Source organism: Pseudomonas libanensis, from assembly GCF_001439685.1.
Taxonomy (GTDB): Bacteria; Pseudomonadota; Gammaproteobacteria; order Pseudomonadales; family Pseudomonadaceae; genus Aquipseudomonas; species Aquipseudomonas libanensis.
The window spans coordinates 1-19,941 of the sequence record NZ_JYLH01000020.1; the positions used below are offsets into that span (position 1 = coordinate 1).

The following is a 19,941-nucleotide window of genomic DNA, read 5'->3' on the forward strand; positions in this document are numbered from 1 at the left end:
TGTGGGAGGGGGCTTGCCCCCGTGACGGCCTGACAGCCGACGCTGATCTAGCTGACGCACCGCGATCCAAATGTGGGAGCTGGCTTGCCTGCGATGACGGCCTGCCAGCCGATGCCAATCTACCTGACACCCCGCAATCAAACTGTGGGAGCGGGCTTGCTCGCGAAGGCGGCCTGACAGGCGACACAGCTATACCGGGTACATATCCATTCCTGCGGTAACGGCCACTTAGGGTTCCGCTCTGACAGCGGGTCACTTTGGAAAAGAGCCCCAAAGTAACCAAAGGGCTCTTGCCCCACCACTCGGCACCTCGCCTAGGCTCGGTGTGCCCGTAATCCGCCAGTGATTTGGGGGGCCGCCATCGAATCATCACACCCCCCCCACATTTCTAGCGCGCCAACCTCGCCATGATCCCCGCCGAATTGACGAAAATCGCAATGCCCACAAACACCAACCCAATCGCAGCCCCCTGCCCCAGGCTCAGCTGTTCGCCGAAGAACACATAGGACGTGAGCAGCCCAGATACCGGTACCATCAACAACAACGGCGCCATTCGCGAAGTCGGGTATTTCTTCATCAGGTTGTTCCATACCCGGTACCCGACGATGGTAGGCAAGGAACGGAAAAAGTGTCTTGAAAAAAGCCCTTCCGCTTTTCGCCACACTGCACCGCCCCTTTAAACACCGCCTGGGCTCAGAGCATCTCGCGCAAGCGATACCACAACATGCCCAGCGCCAGCAGCGGCGAGCGCAATGCCTTGCCGCCCGGGAAGGTCATGTGCGGCACCTGGCTGAAGATATCCAGGCCGCGGCTGCTGCCGGCGTGAATCGCTTCGGCCAGCAGCCGTGCGCACAAGTGCGTCACGTTGAGGCCATGGCCGGAATAGCCCTGGGCATAGAACACATTCGGGTACTGCTGCAACCGCCCGACCTGGGGAAAGCGGTTGGCGGTGATGCCGATCTTGCCGCCCCACTGGAACTCGATGGCGGCGCTGGCCAGTTGCGGGAATACCTTGAGCATTTTCGGGCGCATGTACGCGGCGATGTCCTGGGGATCGCGCCCCGAGTAATGGCAGGCGCCACCGAACAACAGGCGGCGGTCAGCGGAAAGCCGGTAGTAATCCAGCCCGACTTTTTGGTCGCACAGCGCCAGGTTCTGTGGGATCAACTGTTGCGCCACGCGTTCAGGCAGCGGTTCGGTAGCGATGATGTAACTGCCGGCCGGCAGCACCTTGCCGCTCAAACGCGGTTCCAGGTCCTCCAGGTGTGCATTACACGCCAGCACCAGGTGGGTGGCGCGCACAGTGCCAGCGGCGCAGCGCACCTGCACGGTATCGCCATGGATCAGTTCCAGTACTGGCGTGTGCTCGAAGATCTTCACGCCGAGAGCCTCGGCCACCTGGGCCTCGCCCAGCACCAGGTTGAGCGGGTGCAGATGCCCTGAGCCCATGTCGACCAGGCCACCGGCATACACCGTCGAGCCCACCACTTGCGCCATATCCTGCGCACCGACCAGTCGGGTTTCAGGGGCATAGCCCAGGGTCGCCAGGTGCGCCTGTTCGCCCTTGAACGCGGCAAACTGCGCCGGGGTATTGGCCAGCTCACAGAAGCCCCAGCGCAGGTCGCAATCGATGCCATGCTCGACAATGCGCTGGCCCACCAGCGCCACCGAGTCGATGCCGGCCCGCTCCAGGTAACGCACGCCCTGCTCACCCACATATTTGGCAAACCCCGAGACATCATGGCCGATGCCACGGATCAACTGCCCGCCGTTGCGCCCACTGGCACCCCAGCCAATGCGCCGAGCTTCCAGCAGGATCACCGAGAGCCCGCGCTGGGCCAGTTCGATGGCGGTGTTGACGCCGGTAAAACCGCCGCCGATCACACACACATCGGCGCTCAGGTCTGTACCCAGGGCGGCGCGCTCAGGCAATGCGTGGGCCGAGGCACGATAATAGGACTGGGCGTGGTCATGGGACAGAATCATTTGTTGGTCTTCACTTTGCTCCAGGCGCGGGTCATCAGGCGCATGGTTGCCGGGGTCGGCGTGGTGGAAATATAGAGTTTGTGGAGCACTGCCTGGGGCGGGTACACCTCGGGGTTGTCCACCAGTTCCGGAGCCATGAACGGCTTGGCCGCCGGGTTGGCGTTGGCGTAGCCCACCGAGGCGCTGACCTTGGCGATCACTTCGGGGTCGAGCAGGTAGTTGATAAAGGCGTGGGCCTGCTTGGGGTTGGTGGCGTCTGCCGGGATCGCCAGCAGGTCGAACCACAGGTTGGAGCCTTCCTTGGGAATCGAGTAGGCAATGTTCACCCCATTCTTGGCTTCCTTGGCGCGGTTGGCGGCCTGGAATACATCGCCGGAATAGCCGAACGCGACGCAAATATCGCCGTTGGCCAGGTCCGAAATGTACTTGGAGGAATGGAAGTAGGTAACGTACGGCCGCAACGTCAGCAGCTTGGCTTCGGCCTGCTTGTAGTCGTCGGGATTCTCGCTGCGTGGGTCCTTGCCCATGTAGTTGAGGATCGCCGGGAACAGCTCGTCCGCCGAGTCGAGGAAGGCCACGCCGCACTGGTTGAGCTTCTTGATGTTCTCGGGCTCGAACAGCACCGCCCACGAATCGATATGGTCGATGCCCAGCACCTGCTTGACCTTGTCGACGTTGTAGCCGATGCCATTGGTGCCCCACAGGTACGGCACCGAATGCGCGTTACCCGGGTCGTTCTGTTCCAGCAACTTGAGCAGCTTGGGGTCGAGGTTCTTGAAGTTGGGCAACTGCGCACGGTCGAGCTTGAGGAACGCGCCGGCCTTCACCTGGCGCGCCAGGAAATGGTTGGACGGCACCACCACGTCATAGCCGGTACGCCCGGCCAGCAACTTGCCCTCCAGGGTTTCATTGGAGTCGAACACGTCGTAGATCACCTTGATCGAGGTTGCGGCCTGGAAATCCGCCAGGGTGGTCTCGCCAATGTAATCAGTCCAGTTATAGACGCTGACCGTCGGCGCGGCCTGCCCGGCACTGCTGAACGCCGCCACCAGGGCCAGCGGGAAAAGCTTGTTCACAAGACGCATATCGACACCCCTTTTATGATTGTTGTCAGACACTTAATAGCAGGAACTCACGCTCCCAGGAACTGATCACCCGTTTGAAATTCTCATGCTCGGCGCGCTTGACCGCGACGTAGCCGCGCACGAATTTCTCTCCCAGGTACTGCTTAACCGTGTCGCAGTCCTCCATGCGTGCCAGGGCATCCTCCAGGGTGAATGGCAGGCGCAGGTTGCGCCGTTCATAGGCGCGGCCTTCCACCGGCGCACTGGGTTCGATCTGCTCGATCATGCCCAGGTAGCCACACAGCAGGCTGGCGGCAATCGCCAGGTACGGGTTGGCATCTGCCCCCGGCAAGCGGTTCTCCACGCGCATCGCCTCCGGGCTGGAAGTGGGCACACGCAGACCGACGGTGCGGTTCTCTTCGCCCCACTCGACGTTGACCGGCGCCGAAGTGTCGGGCAGGAAGCGGCGGAACGAGTTGACGTTGGGCGCAAACATCGGCAGCAGCTTGGGGATGTACTGCTGCAAGCCGCCGATGTGATGCAAAAACAAGGGTGTCATGCGGCCGTCGGCATCGACGAACACCGGTTTGCCGGTGGCGATCTCCACCACGCTCTGGTGCAGGTGCATGGCACTGCCCGGCTCATCGGCCACCGGCTTGGCCATGAAGGTCGCGGCGACGTTGTGCTTGAGCGCGGCCTCACGCAGGGTGCGCTTGAACACGGTGATCTGGTCGGCCAGGTCCAGGGCATCGCCGTGGCGAAAGTTGATTTCCATCTGCGCCGGGCCGTCTTCGTGGATCAGCGTGTCGAGGTCCAGGCCCTGGGCTTCGCACCAGTCATAGACGTCTTCGAACAGCGGGTCGAATTCGTTGGCGGCGTCGATGGAAAACGACTGGCGCCCGGTCTCGGCACGCCCGGAGCGGCCGATAGGCGTCTTCAACGGCAGGTCCGGGTCTTCGCAGCGCTGGGTCAGGTAGAACTCCATTTCCGGCGCGACAATCGGCTGCCAGCCCTGGTCGGTGTAGAGCTGCAAGACTTTCTTGAGCACGTTGCGCGGCGACAGTTCGATGGGGTTGCCCTGTTTGTCGAAGGTGTCGTGAATCACGATGGCAGTGGGTTCGATGGCCCAGGGCACCACGTAGGTGGCGTTGGCCACCGGGCGGCAGATCATGTCGATATCGGCCGGGTCGAGCAGGTCGTAGTAGATATCGTCGTCGACAAAGTCCCCGGTTACCGTTTGCAGCAACACACTTTCCGGCAGGCGCATGCCTCGCTCATGCAGGAACTTGTTGGTGGGTGCGATCTTGCCGCGCGCGATGCCAGTCAAATCACTGATCACGCATTCGACTTCGGTAATCTTGTGTTCTTTCAGCCAGGTGGAGAGCTGATCGAAGGGGGCGTTCATAAAGACCTCATCTTGGGTGGGATGCGACGCCGGCTTGTACTTGCGGCGCATTGAGGTCTATCTTGAGCCAGCCTTCAAACCGCATCTATCCACTTTGCACGCAGCACAACGCACCAATAGAGTGCGCACGGATCACCCATGACACAGGCAACCGCTTTGCGCGTACAGGCCTTCGCTACCGGCGATGTGGCCGCCCAATGCAGTGCGACACCCGGTTGGGTGCAGCAGTACCAGCAGATGTCCCCCGGGCATTTTGCCGGACGGGTGCGCTACCTCGACCTGCAAGGCGTGCAGGTGTACGAGGAGCGCATGAACACCCGCGTGGAACAGCATTTCAACGCACCACCCGGAGCCCTGGCGTTCTGTTTCGACGGCAGCGACAACAGCCTGTATATGCTCAATGGAGAAAGCCGCAACACCTGGATCACCCCGGAGAACTACCGTGAAGTGGCGGTGGTGTTCGGCCCGCAGTTTGTGCAGCGTCATGGGCTGGACGTAGCAAGACTTGAAGGGTTGTTCATGGCACCGCTGAGGTGCCAGCAGAACGCACTGTTCACCCGCTGGCTCAGTGGCACGCTGACGCGTCTGTCGGCACTGGCCGACCCCATCAGCCGCGATGCCCTTACCCAGCAACTGCTCGACGACTGCCTGTTTATCCTCGACAACGCCTGCGTGTGCCTGGACCGCGGCTCATTGCAAAAGCGCAGCGAAGCACGCCGGTTGATGGCGCGCATCGGCGAATGGGCGGCGGATGCGCCGGATGAAAGCGTCAACCTGCTGGAACTGGCGCAGATTGCCGGCGTGCCGTTGCGCCAATTGCAGCAAGGCTTCAAGACCTATACCGGGATGAGCCCGGCGCAGTGGTTAAGGTTGCGCCGGTTGAATGGGGCGCGGCGGGAATTGCTCAATTCATCTTGCACCACCGTCGCCGAAGTGGCGATGAACTGGTCGTTCTGGCATTTGGGGCGGTTCTCTAACAGCTATCGAGCATTGTTCAAGGAACTGCCCAGCGAAACGCTCAAGCGCTCACTGTGATATGCAGTCAAAAATGTGGGAGGGAGCTTGCTCCCTCCCACAGTGGATCGCATTTCAAGGCTGGGATTTGAGGAAAGTTGCGATCAGTTGGTTGACGTGTTCTGCCGCTTCCAACTGCACCATATGCCCCTGCCCCGGCAGGATCTCCACCTGGGCCTCCAGGCCCTGGGCATGGTCGGCGGGGATGATTGCATCGTCACTGCCCCAGATCACCAGGCTCGGTTGCTGACCCACCACATTGCGCAAATCCACGCGCTGGCGCCCGCCTTCAAACAGTTGGGCATTGAGTTGCTTCAAGGCCTGATCCACGCCTTCCAAGCGCTTGAACTTGAGCATGTCCTCCAGCATCTGCCGCGTCACCAGCGCCGGGTCGCTGAACAGTTGCACCAGTTGCGGCTTGAGCGCATTACGGTTGTTGGCCTCGGTAAAACCGTGCAGGTAATCGCCATTGATAGCCGCCCCCAGCCCGGCGCTGGCGATCAGGGTCAGTGAGGCAACGCGTGCCGGTGCCTGGCGCGCGACCGTCAGGCTGACCAGCCCGCCCATGGAGTGCCCGGCCAGGTGTACGCGGTCGAGTTGCAGGTGATCGAGCAAGGCCAGTACGGCCTGGCTCAGTTCCTCGGCGTCCCCCGTTTGCAGGGCCTTGCCCGACTCGCCATGCCCTGGCAAGTCCAGCGCGATCACCCGGCGTTCGGCGGCCAGGGCCGGTTGGTTGAACAGCCAGTTGTTCAAGTCGCCGCCAAAACCATGCACCAGCACCAGCGGCGTTGGGCCTTCGCCCAGGTCGAGATAGCGCAACAGGCGCCCGTCCACCTCGATCTTCTGCGCACTCGGCCCGGTGGCTTCGGCTTCGGTGCGGCTGGAGACAAAGCCGGCGTTGAAGCTTTCGATCACCGCATCGATCTGCGCCTCGCTGGCCTCTCCTTCCACCACGATTCCCAACAGCGCGCCCACCGGCAAGGTCTCGTCGCTCAGCGCCAGCACCCGGCGCAATACGCCGCTGAACGGCGCCTCGACACTGCTGGAGATCTTGTCGGTTTCCACGTCCAACACTTCCTCGCCCTTCTCCACCCGGTCGCCGGGCTGCTTGAGCCAGACATCGATGCGGCCTTCTGTCATCGACAGCCCCCACTTGGGCATGGTCAAGGTATGGATCATGCGGCATTCCTCCTGTCGGCGATCTTCAGCACCGCGGCCTCGATCTTCGCCGCGTTGGGGATGTACAGGTCTTCCAGGGCATCGGAAAACGGCACCGGCGTGTGCGGCGCGGTGACCATCTCGATCGGCGCACGCAGGAAAGAAAAGCCTTGCTGGGCCACCAACGCACTGATGTCGGTGGCGATGGAACAACGCGGGTTGGACTCGTCGATCACCACCAGGCGTCCGGTTTTTTCCACACTCTCAAGGATGCTGTCTTCGTCCAGCGGGCTTGTGGTACGCAGGTCCAGCACCTCGCAGTCGATGCCCTGGCGCGCCAGGTTGGCGGCGGCGTCCAGGGCGATATGCACCATGCGCCCGTAGGTCACCAGGGTCACATCGCGACCTTCGCGCACAAAATTGGCCTCGCCGAACGGCACGGTGTAGAGCTCTTCCGGCACTTCGCCTTGCAGGCTGTAGAGCATCTTGTGCTCGAGGAAGATCACCGGGTCGTTGTCGCGGATCGCCTGGATCAACATGCCCTTGGCGTCATACGGCGTAGCCGGGCACACCACCTTGAGGCCGGGAATGTGCGTCCACATCGAGGTGAGCATCTGCGAATGCTGGGCGGCCGCGCGCAGGCCGGCGCCGTACATGGCGCGCACTACCAGCGGCGTGGTGGTCTTGCCGCCGAACATGTAGCGAAACTTGGCGGCCTGGTTGAGCAACTGGTCGAGGCAGCAGCCGATAAAGTCGACAAACATCAATTCGCACACCGGGCGCATGCCACGGGTGGCGGCGCCGACGGCCATGCCGACGTAGCCGACTTCGGACAACGGCGCATCGAGTACGCGCTCCGGGAACTCAGGGTAAAGGCCTTTGGTTACTCCCAGCACACCCCCCCAGGCGTCCTGCTCGCCCGGCGAACCGGTGCCGCCGGACACATCCTGGCCAATAATGAACACGCTCTGGTCCCGGCGCATTTCCTGGGCCAGGGCTTCGTTGATTGCCTGCTGATAGCTGATTTTGCGAGCCATGGGGTTTTCTCCACCTGTTGTTGTTATTAGCGGTAAGCGACGTAGACATCACTGAGCAGATCGGCGGCCTGGGGCTTGGGATCGGACTTGGCCAGGCGCACGGCGTCGTCGATCAACTGCGCGACCTCGCCGTCGATACGTTCGAACTGCGCGGCATCGAGCCAGCCTTCGGTATCGCAGCGCTGGCGGAACAGGACGAGGCAGTCGTGGGATTCGCGCAGGTTCTTGACTTCATCCGGGCCGCGGTAGGTTTGTGCATCGCCTTCAAAGTGGCCATAGAAGCGACTGAGCTTTACTTCCACCAAGGTCGGCCCCTCGCCCTGGCGTGCGCGCTCCACCGCCACGCCCAGCGCCGCGTGCACCGCGAAGAAATCATTGCCATCGACAATCACCCCCGGCATGCCAAAGCCCACTGCCCGCTCGGCAATGTCCTTGCACGCCACCGACCAGCCGGAACCGGTGGCCTCGGCATAGCCGTTGTTTTCGGCGACGAACAGGCACGGCAGTTTCATGATCGACGCCAGGTTCATCGCCTCGAACACCGCGCCCTCGTTGGCGCCGCCGTCGCCGAAGAACGCCACGGCCACGCCCCGGCTGCCCTTGAGCTTGGAGGCCAGCGCAGCGCCTGCCGCCAACGGCGCACCGGCACCGACAATGCCGTTGGCGCCGAGCATGCCCTTCTCCTGGTCGGCAATATGCATGGAACCGCCCTTGCCGCCGCACACGCCGGTTTTCTTGCCGTAGATCTCGGCCATCATGCCGAACACATCCACGCCCTTGGCGATGCAATGGCCGTGACCACGGTGGTTGGAGGCGATGCAGTCTTCATCGTTGAGGTGCGCCATGACCCCGGCAGCGCTGGCCTCCTGGCCGGCATACAGGTGCACGAAACCAGGGATCTCGCCGGTGGCGAATTCCACATGCAGGCGTTCTTCGAAATCACGGATGGTGCGCATCACCGTGTAGGCATGCAGCAATTGATCGGTGGACAGGTGAGTGGACATCTTGTTGTTCTCCAGGTTGTCTCGACACACAAAAGGCTGGCTGCGGCCAGCTGTAAGCGCTTGAGCACAGGCTGTGCCAAGGCCCACGAAAAACCGGCAAAGCCTTGACCCAGAGCAGTGCCGGACGGTTGTGCCGCTGCGCCATGCCAGCGCAGAATGAGACCCGGCATTGCACTGTGCAGGCTCCGTCTCAGGCGGACTGAGACGCTGCGTCTCAGCGCTGGCTGTTGGTCAGGCCAACCTTGTCGGTCGGCGCCCATGGGCGCTTAATGGCGGGCATAACAACAAGGATCGAGAACCGGAGGCCTTATGCTCGCCGCGAACTCCAGAGAACACGTCGACTGCGTCAGTCGCGTGGTCCGCAATGCCGATCGACTGCCCCAGGCGCCAGTGCCGTCGCTGATTTTCGATTCATGGCGCCGGTCCATGGAGCAATACCACCTCGACCCCGGGTCGCTGCAGGGGCCGCGCATTCTCACCGAACCCCTGCTCAAGGAATGCCGCGAGCGCGCTGAGCTGTTCATGCGCATCGCCGGCGAAGAAGTCGGGCAACTGCACCACCGTGTGCGCCATGCCGACTACTGCGTGATGCTCACCGATGCCCAGGGCCAGACCCTCGACCACCGCGTGGACACCGCCATTCGCAGTGACTGTCGCAAAGCCGGCCTGTACCTCGGCACCTGCTGGTCAGAAGCCGAGGAAGGCACCTGCGGCGTGGCCACGGTGCTGACCAGCAAAGCCGCCGTGACCGTGCACAAGCGCGACCATTTCCGTGCCGCCTTTATCGGCCTGACCTGTTCCGCCGCCCCGATCTTCGACCCCCAGGGCAACCTGCTGGGGGTGATGGACGCCTCGGCGCTCAAATCCCCGGATGACCGACGCAGCCAGCACCTGGTGCGGCAGATGGTGGCGCAGAGTGCGCAAGCCATCGAAAACGCTTTCTTCATGCACAGCGCCCGCGAGCATTGGGTGCTCCAGGCCCGCAGCACACCGGGCTATGTGGACAGTCAGCCGGACCTGCTGTTGGCCTGGGATCAGGACGGCCGGCTACAGGCCCTGAACAGCAAGGCCCGCCAGGCACTGCGCCGGCGCTTCGGCCAGGTGCCCGACTACATCGGTGAAGTGTTCGACCTGGATGCGTTGCGCTCGGTGACGGACCAATCGACCCAACACCTGCAATGGCGGGGTGAGCCTGGCGTATTGCACGTGCGGGTCAATACCCCGCGACGCAAACCGCCGCGAGCCGTTGCGCACACTCAAGTCGACCCGCGGGTGGAAGAACACCTGCGCCTGGCCGTGCGCGTCAAGGACCGCAACCTGCCGGTACTGGTGCAGGGGGAAACCGGCGCCGGCAAGGAAGTTTTCGCTCGCCAACTGCACGAACGCAGCGCCCGCCGTACGGGGCCCTTTGTCGCGGTCAACTGCGCAGCGATCCCCGAGAACCTGATTGAAAGCGAGCTGTTCGGCTATGTGGCCGGGGCTTTTACCGGTGCATCCAGCAAAGGCATGGCGGGGCTGTTGGTGCAGGCCGATGGCGGTACGTTGTTCCTCGATGAAATCGGCGATATGCCGTTGGCGTTGCAGACACGCCTGCTGCGGGTGATGGCCGAAGGTGAAGTCGCGCCCCTGGGCGGGGCCAAGAGCCGCACGGTGGACATCCAAGTGATCTGCGCCAGTCACCGTGACCTGGCCGCGCTGGTCAGCGACGGGCGCTTTCGCGAAGACCTGTACTTTCGCCTCGGCTGCGCCCGCTTCTGCCTGCCGCCGCTGCGCGAGCGCAGTGACAAGCTGGCATTGATCAACCGGTTGCTGGAGCAGCAAGCACGCGGCGGCGTCTCGGTGGGCATCGGCCAGGCCGCACTGGAACGGCTGCTGGGCTATGCCTGGCCGGGCAATGTGCGTCAGTTGCACCATGTACTGGCGTATGCCTGTGCTGTGTGTGAGGGCGGGACCATCCAGTTGGCGGATCTACCGGTGCAAGTGCGCGGCGAACAGGTTTCGCTGGTTGCAGAACCGAGCGTGAGCCCCGAACGTCAGGTGGTGCTGGACGCGTTGGTTCGGCACCGCTGGAAGCCGTTGCCGACGGCCCAGGCGCTGGGTATTTCCCGGGCGACCCTGTACCGCCGGGTCAACCAACTGGGCATCGATATGCCCGGCAAGCACTGACATAACGAGGTCAAACATGTGGGGGGGCGGTGCGACTTGCTCCTTGGCAGCCTATAGCTATCTAACTGATGCACCACGATCCAAATGTGGGAGGGGGCTTGCTCCCGATGGCGGCCTGGCAGCCGACCAGAATGTTGGACTTTGACCGAGTACATATCCGTTATTTGGGCAACGGCTGCTATTGGTTCCGCTTTTACAGCGGGTCACTTTGGAAAAGAGCCCCAAAGTAACCAAAGGGCTCTTGCCCCACCACTCGGCACCTCGCCCAGGCTCGGTGTGCCCGTAATCCGACAGGGATTTGGGGGGCCGCCGCCACGCGCCATCCATGGCGCGGGGCGGCTAAACCGGCATCCCTGCCGGTTTACCCCCCAAATCCCTGTCGAATTCCGGCCAGCGTGGTTTAACGGGGGCCTGAGATCAAAAGCAGAGCAAGATCAAGAGCGGCTCGCTTCGCATCGTGATTACCGGGGCAAGCCCCCTCCCACATTTGACCGAGCAGCTCTTGAGAGATCAGCGGTAGACAAGGCCACCGTCGATCAACGGCGCTTGCCCGGTCATGTAATCCGCGTCCGGCCCGGCCAGGTAGGCCACCAACCCCGCCACATCCTCGGGCGTTTGCGCACGGCCCAAGGCAATCCCGTCCACGTACTTCTTGTAGGTCGCCCCCACTTCGGCCCCGGTAATCTCGGCCATGCGCTTGTCGATCTCCACCCACATATCGGTGCCCACCACGCCTGGGCAGTAGGCATTGACCGTGATCCCGGCGCTTGCCAGTTCCTTGGCCGCCGCCTGGGTCAGGGCACGCACGGCGAACTTGGTGGCCGAGTACACGCCCAGCAGCGCAAAGCCTTCATGGCCGGCAATAGAGCAGGCATTGATGATCTTGCCCTTTTGCTTGAGCGCCTTGAATTTCTTGGCGGCGGCCTGGATACCCCACAGCACGCCTTGCACATTGATACCAAGGGTACGCTCGACCTGTTCCGGGCTGACATCCAGCAACGAGTCGATCTGCGCAACCCCGGCGTTGTTGACGATAATGTCGAAGCCGCCAAGGGTCTGGTGCGCATGCTCAACTGCCGCCACCACCTGATCACGCTTGGACACGTCGGCGATAAACACCGAGGCCTTGCGCCCCAGGGCCACCACTTCTGCGGCTACGGCTTCAAGCTTGGCGCCATTGATGTCGACCAGGGCGATGTCGGCACCGTCCTGTGCCAGGCGCAGGGCGATGGCCCGGCCAATGCCCTGCCCGGCGCCGGTCACCAGCGCAACTTTTCCAGCGATACTCATGATGATCTCCTGCAAGGATGAGAGAGCCTTGTCTATCGCAGATGCCCGCAGGGGCTGTCGAGGCGCAAGGGGTTTGGCGTGGGGGTTGAGACGCAGTGTCTCAGCGCACGCCCGCATATCGAACGCTTGTAATACCTGGCCGTTATGCCTAGCTTATGCGCCCCCGCCCTGCGCTATAAGGCCCTGCCCCATGGTTTTGCGTTTTCGTCCCGTCGTCAGTACACGTTTGGCTCTCGGCCTGCTGCTCAGCGGCGGCATCGGCAGCAGCCTGGCCGCGGAGATTGAACTGCCGGCGGTCAAGGTCCAGGGGCAGGATGAGTCCGGCTACCGTAACGAAACTGCCTCTGTGGGCGGTTTCGATGAAGCACCGTTGCTGGACACGCCGGCCTCGATCACGGTGATCAACGCCGCCCTGATCAAGGATCAGCAAGCGCGCCTGCTCAGTGAAGTGCTGCGCAACGATGCTTCGGTGGGCGACAGCTATGCGCCCATCGGCTATTACGAAAACTTCGTGGTGCGTGGCTTCTCGCTGAATGCGGCCAGCAGCTACAAGATCAACGGGCGCACCATCACCGGCGAGCAGAATGTCGCCCTGGAAAACAAGCAGCAGGTGGAAGTGCTCAAGGGCCTGGCCGGGTTGCAGAGCGGTATTTCCGAGCCCAGCGGCGTGATCAACTACGTGACCAAGCGCCCCGAGGATGTACGCTCGGTAACCGTCTCTACCGATGATCGCGGCAGCGGCTATATCGCCACGGACGTCGGTGGCTGGTTTGGCAGCGAGCAGCAATTGGGCCTGCGCGCCAACGTCGCCCATGAAGACCTCAATTCCTATGTGGAACACGCCAATGGCCAGCGCGATTTTGTATCCCTGGCCTTGGACTGGAACATCAGCCCCGACGCCCTGCTGCAACTGGATGCCGAATACCAGAACAAGCAACAGCGCTCGGTGCCGGGTTACCAACTGTTGGGTGGCACCGAAGTACCCCACGACGCCTCGCCGAAGAAGCTGCTGGGGCACCAGAGCGGCGGCAAGCAGGTGGGGATCGATTCGCTGAACCTCAACGGCAAGTTCGAGTACCGTTTCAGCGACCAGTGGAAAAGCAATATCAGCGCGGCGCGTAGCAAGGTGGTGATTGATGACTACAGTTCGTTTGCCTGGGGCTGTTATTACGTCAGCAACTGCAATGCCAACACCTTCAGCCCCGAAGGCGACTACGACATCTACGACTACCGCAGCCCCGACGACACCCGCCGCGATGATGAAATCCAGGCGGCCATGACCGGGCTGTTCGACACCGCCGGCCTGGGCCATGAGTTGACCTTCGGCACCAGTGCGTTTCGCCGGGTGGTCGACAAGCGCGACTCGGTCAATGAATACATCGGCAGCGGCAATATCCATCAGGATGCGCCGAGCTTCCCACCCACCGACAAGCCGCTCAATGATAGCCATCGCAACCTCGACAGCCGCCAGTACGGCCTGTTCGTCACCGACCGCATTCGCTTCAATGAGCAATGGCAAACCATCCTTGGCGGGCGTGAAGTGCGCCTGGATGAAAAGGCTTTCGACAAGAACGGCATTGAGTCACGGCATACCCAGCAGTATGTATTCCTGCCCCAGGCCTCGCTGATCTATAAGCCGATTGAGAACATCTCGCTCTATACCAGCTACAGCAAGGGCCTGTCCCTGGGCGGCACCGCGCCGTGGTTCGCCACCAACAGCAGCGAAACCCTGGCGCCCACCACTTCACGGCAGATCGAAGCCGGGGTGAAGTACGATTGGCGCCGCATCAGCTTCGCCGTCGCGGTGTTCCAGACACGCCAGGCCTACCAGTATTCCAAGCCGGATGGCGCGGGCAACTTTACCTATGTGCAACAGGGCCAGCAGAAAAACACCGGCCTGGAACTGTCCGCCAACGGCTGGGCCACCGAGCGCCTGCAAATCGCAACCAGCGTCGCGGCTATCCGCGCACGGGTGAGCGGCAGCGGCACCCCGGACTATGAAGGTCACCAGGCGATCAACGTGCCCAAGCTGCGTGCCAGTGTGTACGCCGACTATGCGTTGCCGTGGGTCAATGGCCTGGCGGTGCTGGGCGGTGTGCAATACAGCGCCAAGAAGTCGGCCAACCGCAACGGCACTGTGGAGGTGGGCGACTATGCAGTGGTCAATGTCGGCAGCCGCTACACCACCAAGGTCGACGGGTATGAAACGGTGTTTCGCCTGAGCGTCGACAACCTGTTCGACAAGCGCTACTGGCGCGATGCGGGCGAGTACATGGGCGATGACTACCTGTTCCAGGGCGCGCCGTTGACGGCGCGCTTGAGTGCATCGGTGAATTTCTGATTCACTCGCCCTACAGGAGTTACTTGGGCATCTTGCGAAAGCCCACCGCCAGGCGGTTCCAGCTGTTGATGGTGGCGATGGCCACGCTCAGGTCGACTTGTTCCTGTGGGCTGAACTCGGCGGCCAGGGCATTGAAGTCTTCATCCGGGGCGTGGGTCTGGCTGAGCAGGGTCAGGCTTTCAGCCCAGGCCAGCGCTGCGCGTTCACGCGGGGTAAAGAAGGGGGTCTCGCGCCAGGCCGACACGGTGTACAAACGCCGCTCGGTTTCGCCACCCTTGCGGGCGTCGGCGGTGTGCATGTCCAGGCAGAACGCGCAGCCGTTGATCTGCGAGACGCGCAGGCGCACCAGTTCCAGCAGCGGCAATTCGATGGAAAGTTTGCCGACCGCCGCTTCCAGGGCGAGCATGGCTTTCATGGCGTCGGGGGAAGCGGTGTAGAAATCGGTACGGGTTTGCATGGTGTTGCTCCAGAACGCTGGGATGGATGAGCAGGTTAGTCACCAAGGCGTCCTGGAGGAATAGCCAATCCGGGCGAAGAACAGGTGACCAATCTACAGCCCACGCTTGCGCAGCCACTGCAGGAAACCCTTCTTCACCGGCACCACGGGCGCGTCTTCGGTCAGGGCCTGGGCGGCATGCCGACGGAAGTCCAGCAGCGCCTTCATGGCTTCGCCGATATCATGCCGCGCGTCCAGGCAGGGCTTGAGGTATTCATTTTCGATGCGATAAAGCGTGCAGTAGGTCTTGGCCGAAAAATCCGCCAGCGCCGCCTGTTCCGAGAGGATGCCGGATTCGCCGATCACCTCCCCGGGGCCCATGCGCCCGGCCTCGAACTTGTGCCCGTCCTTGACCAACAGCACCGAGACCACGCCGGATTCGATGATGAACAAGTGATCGCTGACCTCCCCCGCCGCCAAAATCATCTCGCCGGCGCGGTAGGTATGCAGGGTCATGTTCTGGCTGAAAGTGTCTTTTTCTTCCTGACGCAAGGTGGAGAAAATCGACGAGCGTTCAAGCAACGCCCGTGCGCCGGACGCTGCTGGCGGCGTGCTGCCCTCGGTGGCAGACAACAGGCCCACACCCGCCGCCTGCAAGTGCCGGTAGGCCAAATCGTAAAGCAGGTTGCGGGTTTCGCGCTTGAGACCCATGGCCGGCACGAAGCCGCTGATTTCATATTCGACGCCGCCACTGGTCGAAGCCTTGAACGCCACGCTCGGGGCCGGCTGGGCCAGCAATGGCCGGCAGCCCTGCATTGCCCGTTCCAGGGCCTCGATCACGGTTTGCGGACGTGCGTGGGGGCTGACTTGCAGGCTCACTGCCAGGCCGAACATGTCCGCCGGCCGCGAGAAGTTGATGATCTTGGCCTTGGCCGCCAGGGAGTTGGGGATGACCGCCAGGCTGCCCTGGGAGGTTTGCAAACGCGTGGCGCGCCAGTCGATATCGGTGACACGGCCTTCGGTGCCGTCGATGGAGATCCAGTCATCGATCTGGTAAGGCTTGGTGGTATTGAGGACGATCCCGGAAAACACGTCGCTCAGGGTGCTTTGCAACGCCAGGCCGACGATGATCGCCACCGCACCGGAGGTGGCCAGCACGCCCTTGACCGGCAGGTCGAGCACGTAGGCCATGGCGGCGATGATTGCAATCAGGAAGATCACCGCGCCCATCAAGTCCTGCAGCAAGCGCCCGGTATGCCCGACCCGCTGCATCATCACCGCGCCGAGCAATACCGTCAGGGTGCGTGCGGCAAACAACCACCAACCGATCTGCAACGCCGTGGCGGCCAGGTGCAAGGTGGTATCGTCAGCGTAGGGCGCCGTTTGCATGGGGTTCATGCCGTCATTGAACAACACGACGCTGAATACCGCGAAAATCACCAACCGCGCGGCGAGTTTCCAGTTGGCCAGGTCGGCGGAGATAAGACGCCACACGGCGATGTCGATAAAGATCAACGCCACGGCGCACAGCATCGGGTGATCAGCGATAAATGAGGGCATCCAGGCGACTCCAGGGCGAATGCCGAGAAGATCGCATGAAATCGATAAGACGGGTATAGCGCAGGAAAAAATGTGGGAGAGGGCAAGCCCCCTCCCACAAGGGTTATTTAAACCAACCCGGCATTCAGGCGTGCATCTGCCCGAACTTGCCCGACTGGAAGTCGGCGAACGCCTGGTGGATCTCCTGCTCGGTGTTCATCACGAACGGACCGTGGCCGACGATGGGCTCGTCGATGGGTTCGCCGCTGAGCAGCAACACCTTGGCGTCGTCATTCGACTCCAGGGTGAGCTGGTCACCGTCACGCTCGAACAGCGCCAGCTGCCCTTGGCGCGCAACTTCCTCGCCATTGACCAGCACAGTGCCGCTGAGGATCACCAGCGCCGTATTACGCCCGGCGTGCAGGTCCAGTGTCACCGCCTTACCGGCATTGAGGCGCAAGTCCCACACGTCAATCGGCGTGAAGGTATGGGCCGGGCCATGAGCGTCAGCGAATTCACCGGCGATCAGGCGCAGGTTGCCAGCGTCGTTCGCCAGTGGCAGCACCGGAATGTCGCCATCGATGATGGTCTGGTAACCGGCGTCGGCCATTTTGTCCTTGGCCGGCAGGTTGACCCACAGTTGCACCATTTCCAGCGCCCCGCCGCGACGGGCGAAGTCCTGGGAGTGGAACTCCTCGTGGAGAATGCCCTTGGCGGCGGTCATCCATTGCACATCGCCGGGGCCGATTTTGCCGCCGGCACCGGTAGAATCGCGGTGCTCGACTTCGCCGTCGTAAACGATAGTCACGGTTTCAAAGCCGCGATGCGGGTGTTGACCGACGCCACGGCGCTGTTCGGTGGGCGTGAATTCGGCCGGCCCGGCGTGGTCCAGCAACAGGAATGGGCTGATGTGCTTGCCCATGGTGTCGTAGGAAAACAAGGTGCGTACCGGGAAGCCATCGCCGACCCAATGGGCGCGGGGGCTGGTGTAGATACCAATCAGCTTTTTCATGTGTACCTCCAAAGTGGGTACACAATAAAACGCCTCCCCCCTGAGCACTAGACGGCAAAACCGGCCCTGATCGTTCTATATATAGGACAGTGCTTTAGCCTGGCGCTGGCGCAACAGGTGGAATGCAACAAAGGCCGACAGCGCAAACCCGGCTTGAATAATCACCATCGGCGCGGCACTGCCATCGCGCAGCTGGCTCAACAGCAAACCGCTGCAGGTGGCACCGAACATCTGCGCGAACCCCATCAGCCCCGCCGCCAAACCGGCACGATGCGCATTGGGCATCACCGCACCGGTCACCGCACCGGGCAACACCAGGCCGCCGCCGAGGGTGGCCAGGGCAATGGGCACATCCAGTCCCACTACCGACAGCCCGAACAGCGCGTAGATCACCAGCGCCGCCACCCCGCCGAGCGCGACTATTGTCACGCCCATCGCCACAATCCGCTGCGGCCCCAGGCGCTGGATATTACGCCGGGTATAGGTGGAGCCCACGATCAGCATCGACACGATCAATCCGAAGTTGAGGCCGTACTCCAGGCTGCTGAACCCCAGCAGGTTGATGAATACCGCCGAGGAGCCGGCGATCACCGCAAACATGGCGCCGTAGGTGCAGGCCAGGGCGACGGCATAGGCCCGGTACTGGCGGCCCTTGAGCAGGTCCAGGTATTGCCCGCCGAGGGTGCGCCAGTGCGCGGCCTTGGGATCGAGGTGGTGGTTACTCTCGCGAAAGTACAGCAACGCCAGCACCAGCACCAGGCTGCCGATCAGCAGGGCCAGGCTGATCGGGGCGCGCCACCCCAGCAGCTTGATCAACAGGCCGCCAAGTATCGGCGCGACGACGATGGCGTACAGCATGCCGATCATGGTCAGCGCCAGGGCCGGGCCCGCCTCGGCTTTCCACACATCGCGCACCACCGTGCGGGCCAATACCAACGCGGCGCACGCGCCCAGGCCCTGGAACACGCGAGCGAGGATAAATTGCTGGATATCGCTGACCAGTAGCATCGATAGGGTGGCCAGCACATACAACGCCAAGCCGGCGATCAATACCGGGCGTCGGCCAATACGGTCCGACAGCGGCCCGAACAGCAACTGCCCCAGGCCAAAGGCGCCGACAAACGCCGACAGCGCCAGCAGTGCCGAGCCCACCGGCGCCGCCAGCGCCTGCTCGATGGCGCCCAGGCCCGGAATGATCAACTGGGTCGAGACTTCACCCAAGGCCGTGAGGGCAACCAGTAATAACAACAAGCTGCGTGAAGGTGCCGGGGCGATTGCCATGGGGATTATCCGGGGGCTGGATTAATTTATATTTCGACCATAATATGCGTAAAAAATTATGTCCATAATTTTTTGCCCGATGGTTATCCCTGGAGCCCGCCATGCCCCCTCTCCCCCTGCGTCTTCTCACGCCCCTGGCCCTGTTGATAGTGCTCGGTGGCTGCCACGGCCAAGCTGACAATGCCGCTCAAGCGCCGCAGCCTCGCCCCGTATTGGCGGCCACCGTTGAAGCCGCCGGCACCCAGCAAAGCGCGTATACCGGTGTGGTCGCTGCCCGCACCGAAAGCGACCTGGGCTTCCGGGTCAGCGGCAAGGTGATCGAGCGCAAGGTCGACCCCGGCCAGCGCGTTGCCCGTGGCGATACCTTGCTGGTGCTGGACATCGGCGACTTCGAACTGGCCCTGCGCTCGGCCAAAAACCGCGTCAACGCCGCCCAGGCCCAGTTGCGCCAACGCCGCGACGATGAAAACCGCTACCAGCGCCTGGCCAGTACCGGCGCAGTGTCACGGCAGATCTTCGACCAGTCGGCCACCAACCTGCGTGTTGCCGAGGCGGAACTGGCCGCGGCGCAGTCCGATGCCAGCCAGATCGAAAACCGCCGCACCTACTCGGTGCTCAAGGCCGATGGCGACGGCATCATCACCGACGTGCGAGCCGACCGCGGCCAAGTGGTGGCCGAAGGGCAAATCGTCGCGCGCCTGGCCCACGACGGCGCCCGTGAAGCCATCGTCAACCTGCCGGAAAACCAGCGCGACCTGGCCGCGCAAAAAGCCCTGGCCTTCCCCTTCGGCGCCCCCGACCAGGCCGTGGCCGCGAGCCTGCGCGAGCTGTCCGCCAGCGCCGACCCCATCACCCGCACCTACCGCGCCCGCTATGTGTTGCACGGCGCCGTCGAACGCTTCGCCCTCGGCTCCACTATCACCGTACGCCTGCAAGGCAACGGCCAGGCCGCGCAAACCCGCGTGCCAATTGGCGCATTGCAGGACGCAGGCCAAGGCCCCGGCGTGTGGCTGATCGGCGATGACAACACACTGACCTTCGCGCCGGTGAAAGTCGCCCGCCTCGGCCAGGAAGACGCCCTGCTCGACAGTGGCGTGCTACCTGGGCAAACCATCGTCGCCCTGGGGGCGCACCTGCTGCACAGCGGTGACAAGGTACGCTTGCTACCCGCCCAGGCCCTGGCCCTCAACCGCAAGCAGGACCAATGA

At 62.8% G+C, this 19,941-nt stretch carries 16 protein-coding genes; 4 read left to right on the forward strand and 12 right to left on the reverse strand.

Annotated features, from left to right (window positions below; all coding sequences use genetic code 11):
* Nucleotides 1-388 precede the first annotated feature (388 nt).
* The 4 genes from TU73_RS24605 to TU73_RS24620 are packed head-to-tail and all read right to left on the reverse strand — an operon-like array spanning nt 389 to nt 4,455.
* Nucleotides 389-664, reverse strand: coding sequence for an EamA family transporter (locus tag TU73_RS24605; RefSeq protein ID WP_082642664.1), 276 nt, complete (start codon nt 662-664; stop codon nt 389-391).
* Between the two features lie 29 nt (nt 665-693).
* A complete protein-coding gene (locus tag TU73_RS24610) occupies nt 694-1,986 on the reverse strand; it encodes an NAD(P)/FAD-dependent oxidoreductase (protein WP_057014372.1) in 1,293 nt (430 codons plus the stop codon).
* Nucleotides 1,983-3,071 carry a polyamine ABC transporter substrate-binding protein gene (locus TU73_RS24615; protein ID WP_057014373.1) on the reverse strand — a complete coding sequence of 363 codons (1,089 nt, stop codon included), beginning with the start codon at nt 3,069-3,071 and terminating at the stop codon, nt 1,983-1,985. Before TU73_RS24615 ends, TU73_RS24610 begins: the two co-directional genes overlap by 4 nt.
* A gap of 25 nt (nt 3,072-3,096) precedes the next feature.
* Complete coding sequence (locus TU73_RS24620; protein ID WP_057014444.1) at nt 3,097-4,455, reverse strand: glutamine synthetase family protein; 1,359 nt, start codon at nt 4,453-4,455, stop codon at nt 3,097-3,099.
* Nucleotides 4,456-4,593: 138 nt separating this feature from the next.
* Between TU73_RS24620 and TU73_RS24625 the strand changes: the two genes are divergently transcribed.
* Nucleotides 4,594-5,490: a helix-turn-helix domain-containing protein gene (locus tag TU73_RS24625; protein WP_057014374.1), complete on the forward strand. Its 897-nt coding sequence runs from the start codon at nt 4,594-4,596 to the stop codon at nt 5,488-5,490.
* 54 nt (nt 5,491-5,544) lie between these two features.
* On the opposite strand, the gene TU73_RS24630 is transcribed toward TU73_RS24625, so the two are convergent.
* From TU73_RS24630 to TU73_RS24640, 3 genes are read right to left on the reverse strand one after another with little or no spacing between them, the layout of a single operon-like run.
* Entirely contained in the window at nt 5,545-6,648 is a 1,104-nt protein-coding gene (locus tag TU73_RS24630) for an acetoin dehydrogenase dihydrolipoyllysine-residue acetyltransferase subunit (RefSeq protein WP_057014375.1), read from the reverse strand.
* Nucleotides 6,645-7,664: an alpha-ketoacid dehydrogenase subunit beta gene (locus TU73_RS24635; RefSeq protein ID WP_057014376.1), complete on the reverse strand. Its 1,020-nt coding sequence runs from the start codon at nt 7,662-7,664 to the stop codon at nt 6,645-6,647. Before TU73_RS24635 ends, TU73_RS24630 begins: the two co-directional genes overlap by 4 nt.
* 26 nt (nt 7,665-7,690) lie before the next feature.
* Nucleotides 7,691-8,668 carry a thiamine pyrophosphate-dependent dehydrogenase E1 component subunit alpha gene (locus TU73_RS24640; RefSeq protein ID WP_057014377.1) on the reverse strand — a complete coding sequence of 326 codons (978 nt, stop codon included), beginning with the start codon at nt 8,666-8,668 and terminating at the stop codon, nt 7,691-7,693.
* Between the two features lie 309 nt (nt 8,669-8,977).
* On the opposite strand from TU73_RS24640, the gene TU73_RS24645 reads away from it, so the two are divergent.
* Entirely contained in the window at nt 8,978-10,834 is a 1,857-nt protein-coding gene (locus TU73_RS24645; protein WP_057014378.1) for a sigma-54-dependent Fis family transcriptional regulator, read from the forward strand.
* A 510-nt stretch (nt 10,835-11,344) separates the two neighbouring features.
* Here the strand turns inward: TU73_RS24645 and TU73_RS24650 are convergent.
* On the reverse strand, nt 11,345-12,124 hold the full coding sequence (locus TU73_RS24650; protein WP_057014379.1) for an acetoin reductase: 780 nt from the start codon (nt 12,122-12,124) through the stop codon (nt 11,345-11,347).
* A gap of 190 nt (nt 12,125-12,314) precedes the next feature.
* Here TU73_RS24650 and TU73_RS24655 point away from each other — a divergent pair, with 190 nt between their 5' ends.
* Complete coding sequence (locus TU73_RS24655) at nt 12,315-14,465, forward strand: TonB-dependent siderophore receptor (RefSeq protein ID WP_057014380.1); 2,151 nt, start codon at nt 12,315-12,317, stop codon at nt 14,463-14,465.
* Nucleotides 14,466-14,484: 19 nt separating this feature from the next.
* On the opposite strand, the gene TU73_RS24660 is transcribed toward TU73_RS24655, so the two are convergent.
* From TU73_RS24660 to TU73_RS24675, 4 genes are all read right to left on the reverse strand, one after another.
* Nucleotides 14,485-14,922: a carboxymuconolactone decarboxylase family protein gene (locus TU73_RS24660; protein ID WP_057014381.1), complete on the reverse strand. Its 438-nt coding sequence runs from the start codon at nt 14,920-14,922 to the stop codon at nt 14,485-14,487.
* Nucleotides 14,923-15,015: 93 nt separating this feature from the next.
* Nucleotides 15,016-16,461: a mechanosensitive ion channel family protein gene (locus TU73_RS24665; protein ID WP_057014382.1), complete on the reverse strand. Its 1,446-nt coding sequence runs from the start codon at nt 16,459-16,461 to the stop codon at nt 15,016-15,018.
* Between the two features lie 124 nt (nt 16,462-16,585).
* Nucleotides 16,586-17,452 carry a pirin family protein gene (locus TU73_RS24670; RefSeq protein WP_057014383.1) on the reverse strand — a complete coding sequence of 289 codons (867 nt, stop codon included), beginning with the start codon at nt 17,450-17,452 and terminating at the stop codon, nt 16,586-16,588.
* A gap of 75 nt (nt 17,453-17,527) precedes the next feature.
* Nucleotides 17,528-18,733 (reverse strand): Bcr/CflA family efflux MFS transporter, encoded by a 1,206-nt coding sequence (locus TU73_RS24675; protein WP_057014384.1) that lies wholly within the window; start codon nt 18,731-18,733, stop codon nt 17,528-17,530.
* Nucleotides 18,734-18,834: 101 nt separating this feature from the next.
* On the opposite strand from TU73_RS24675, the gene TU73_RS24680 reads away from it, so the two are divergent.
* Nucleotides 18,835-19,941 carry an efflux RND transporter periplasmic adaptor subunit gene (locus TU73_RS24680; protein ID WP_057014385.1) on the forward strand — a complete coding sequence of 369 codons (1,107 nt, stop codon included), beginning with the start codon at nt 18,835-18,837 and terminating at the stop codon, nt 19,939-19,941.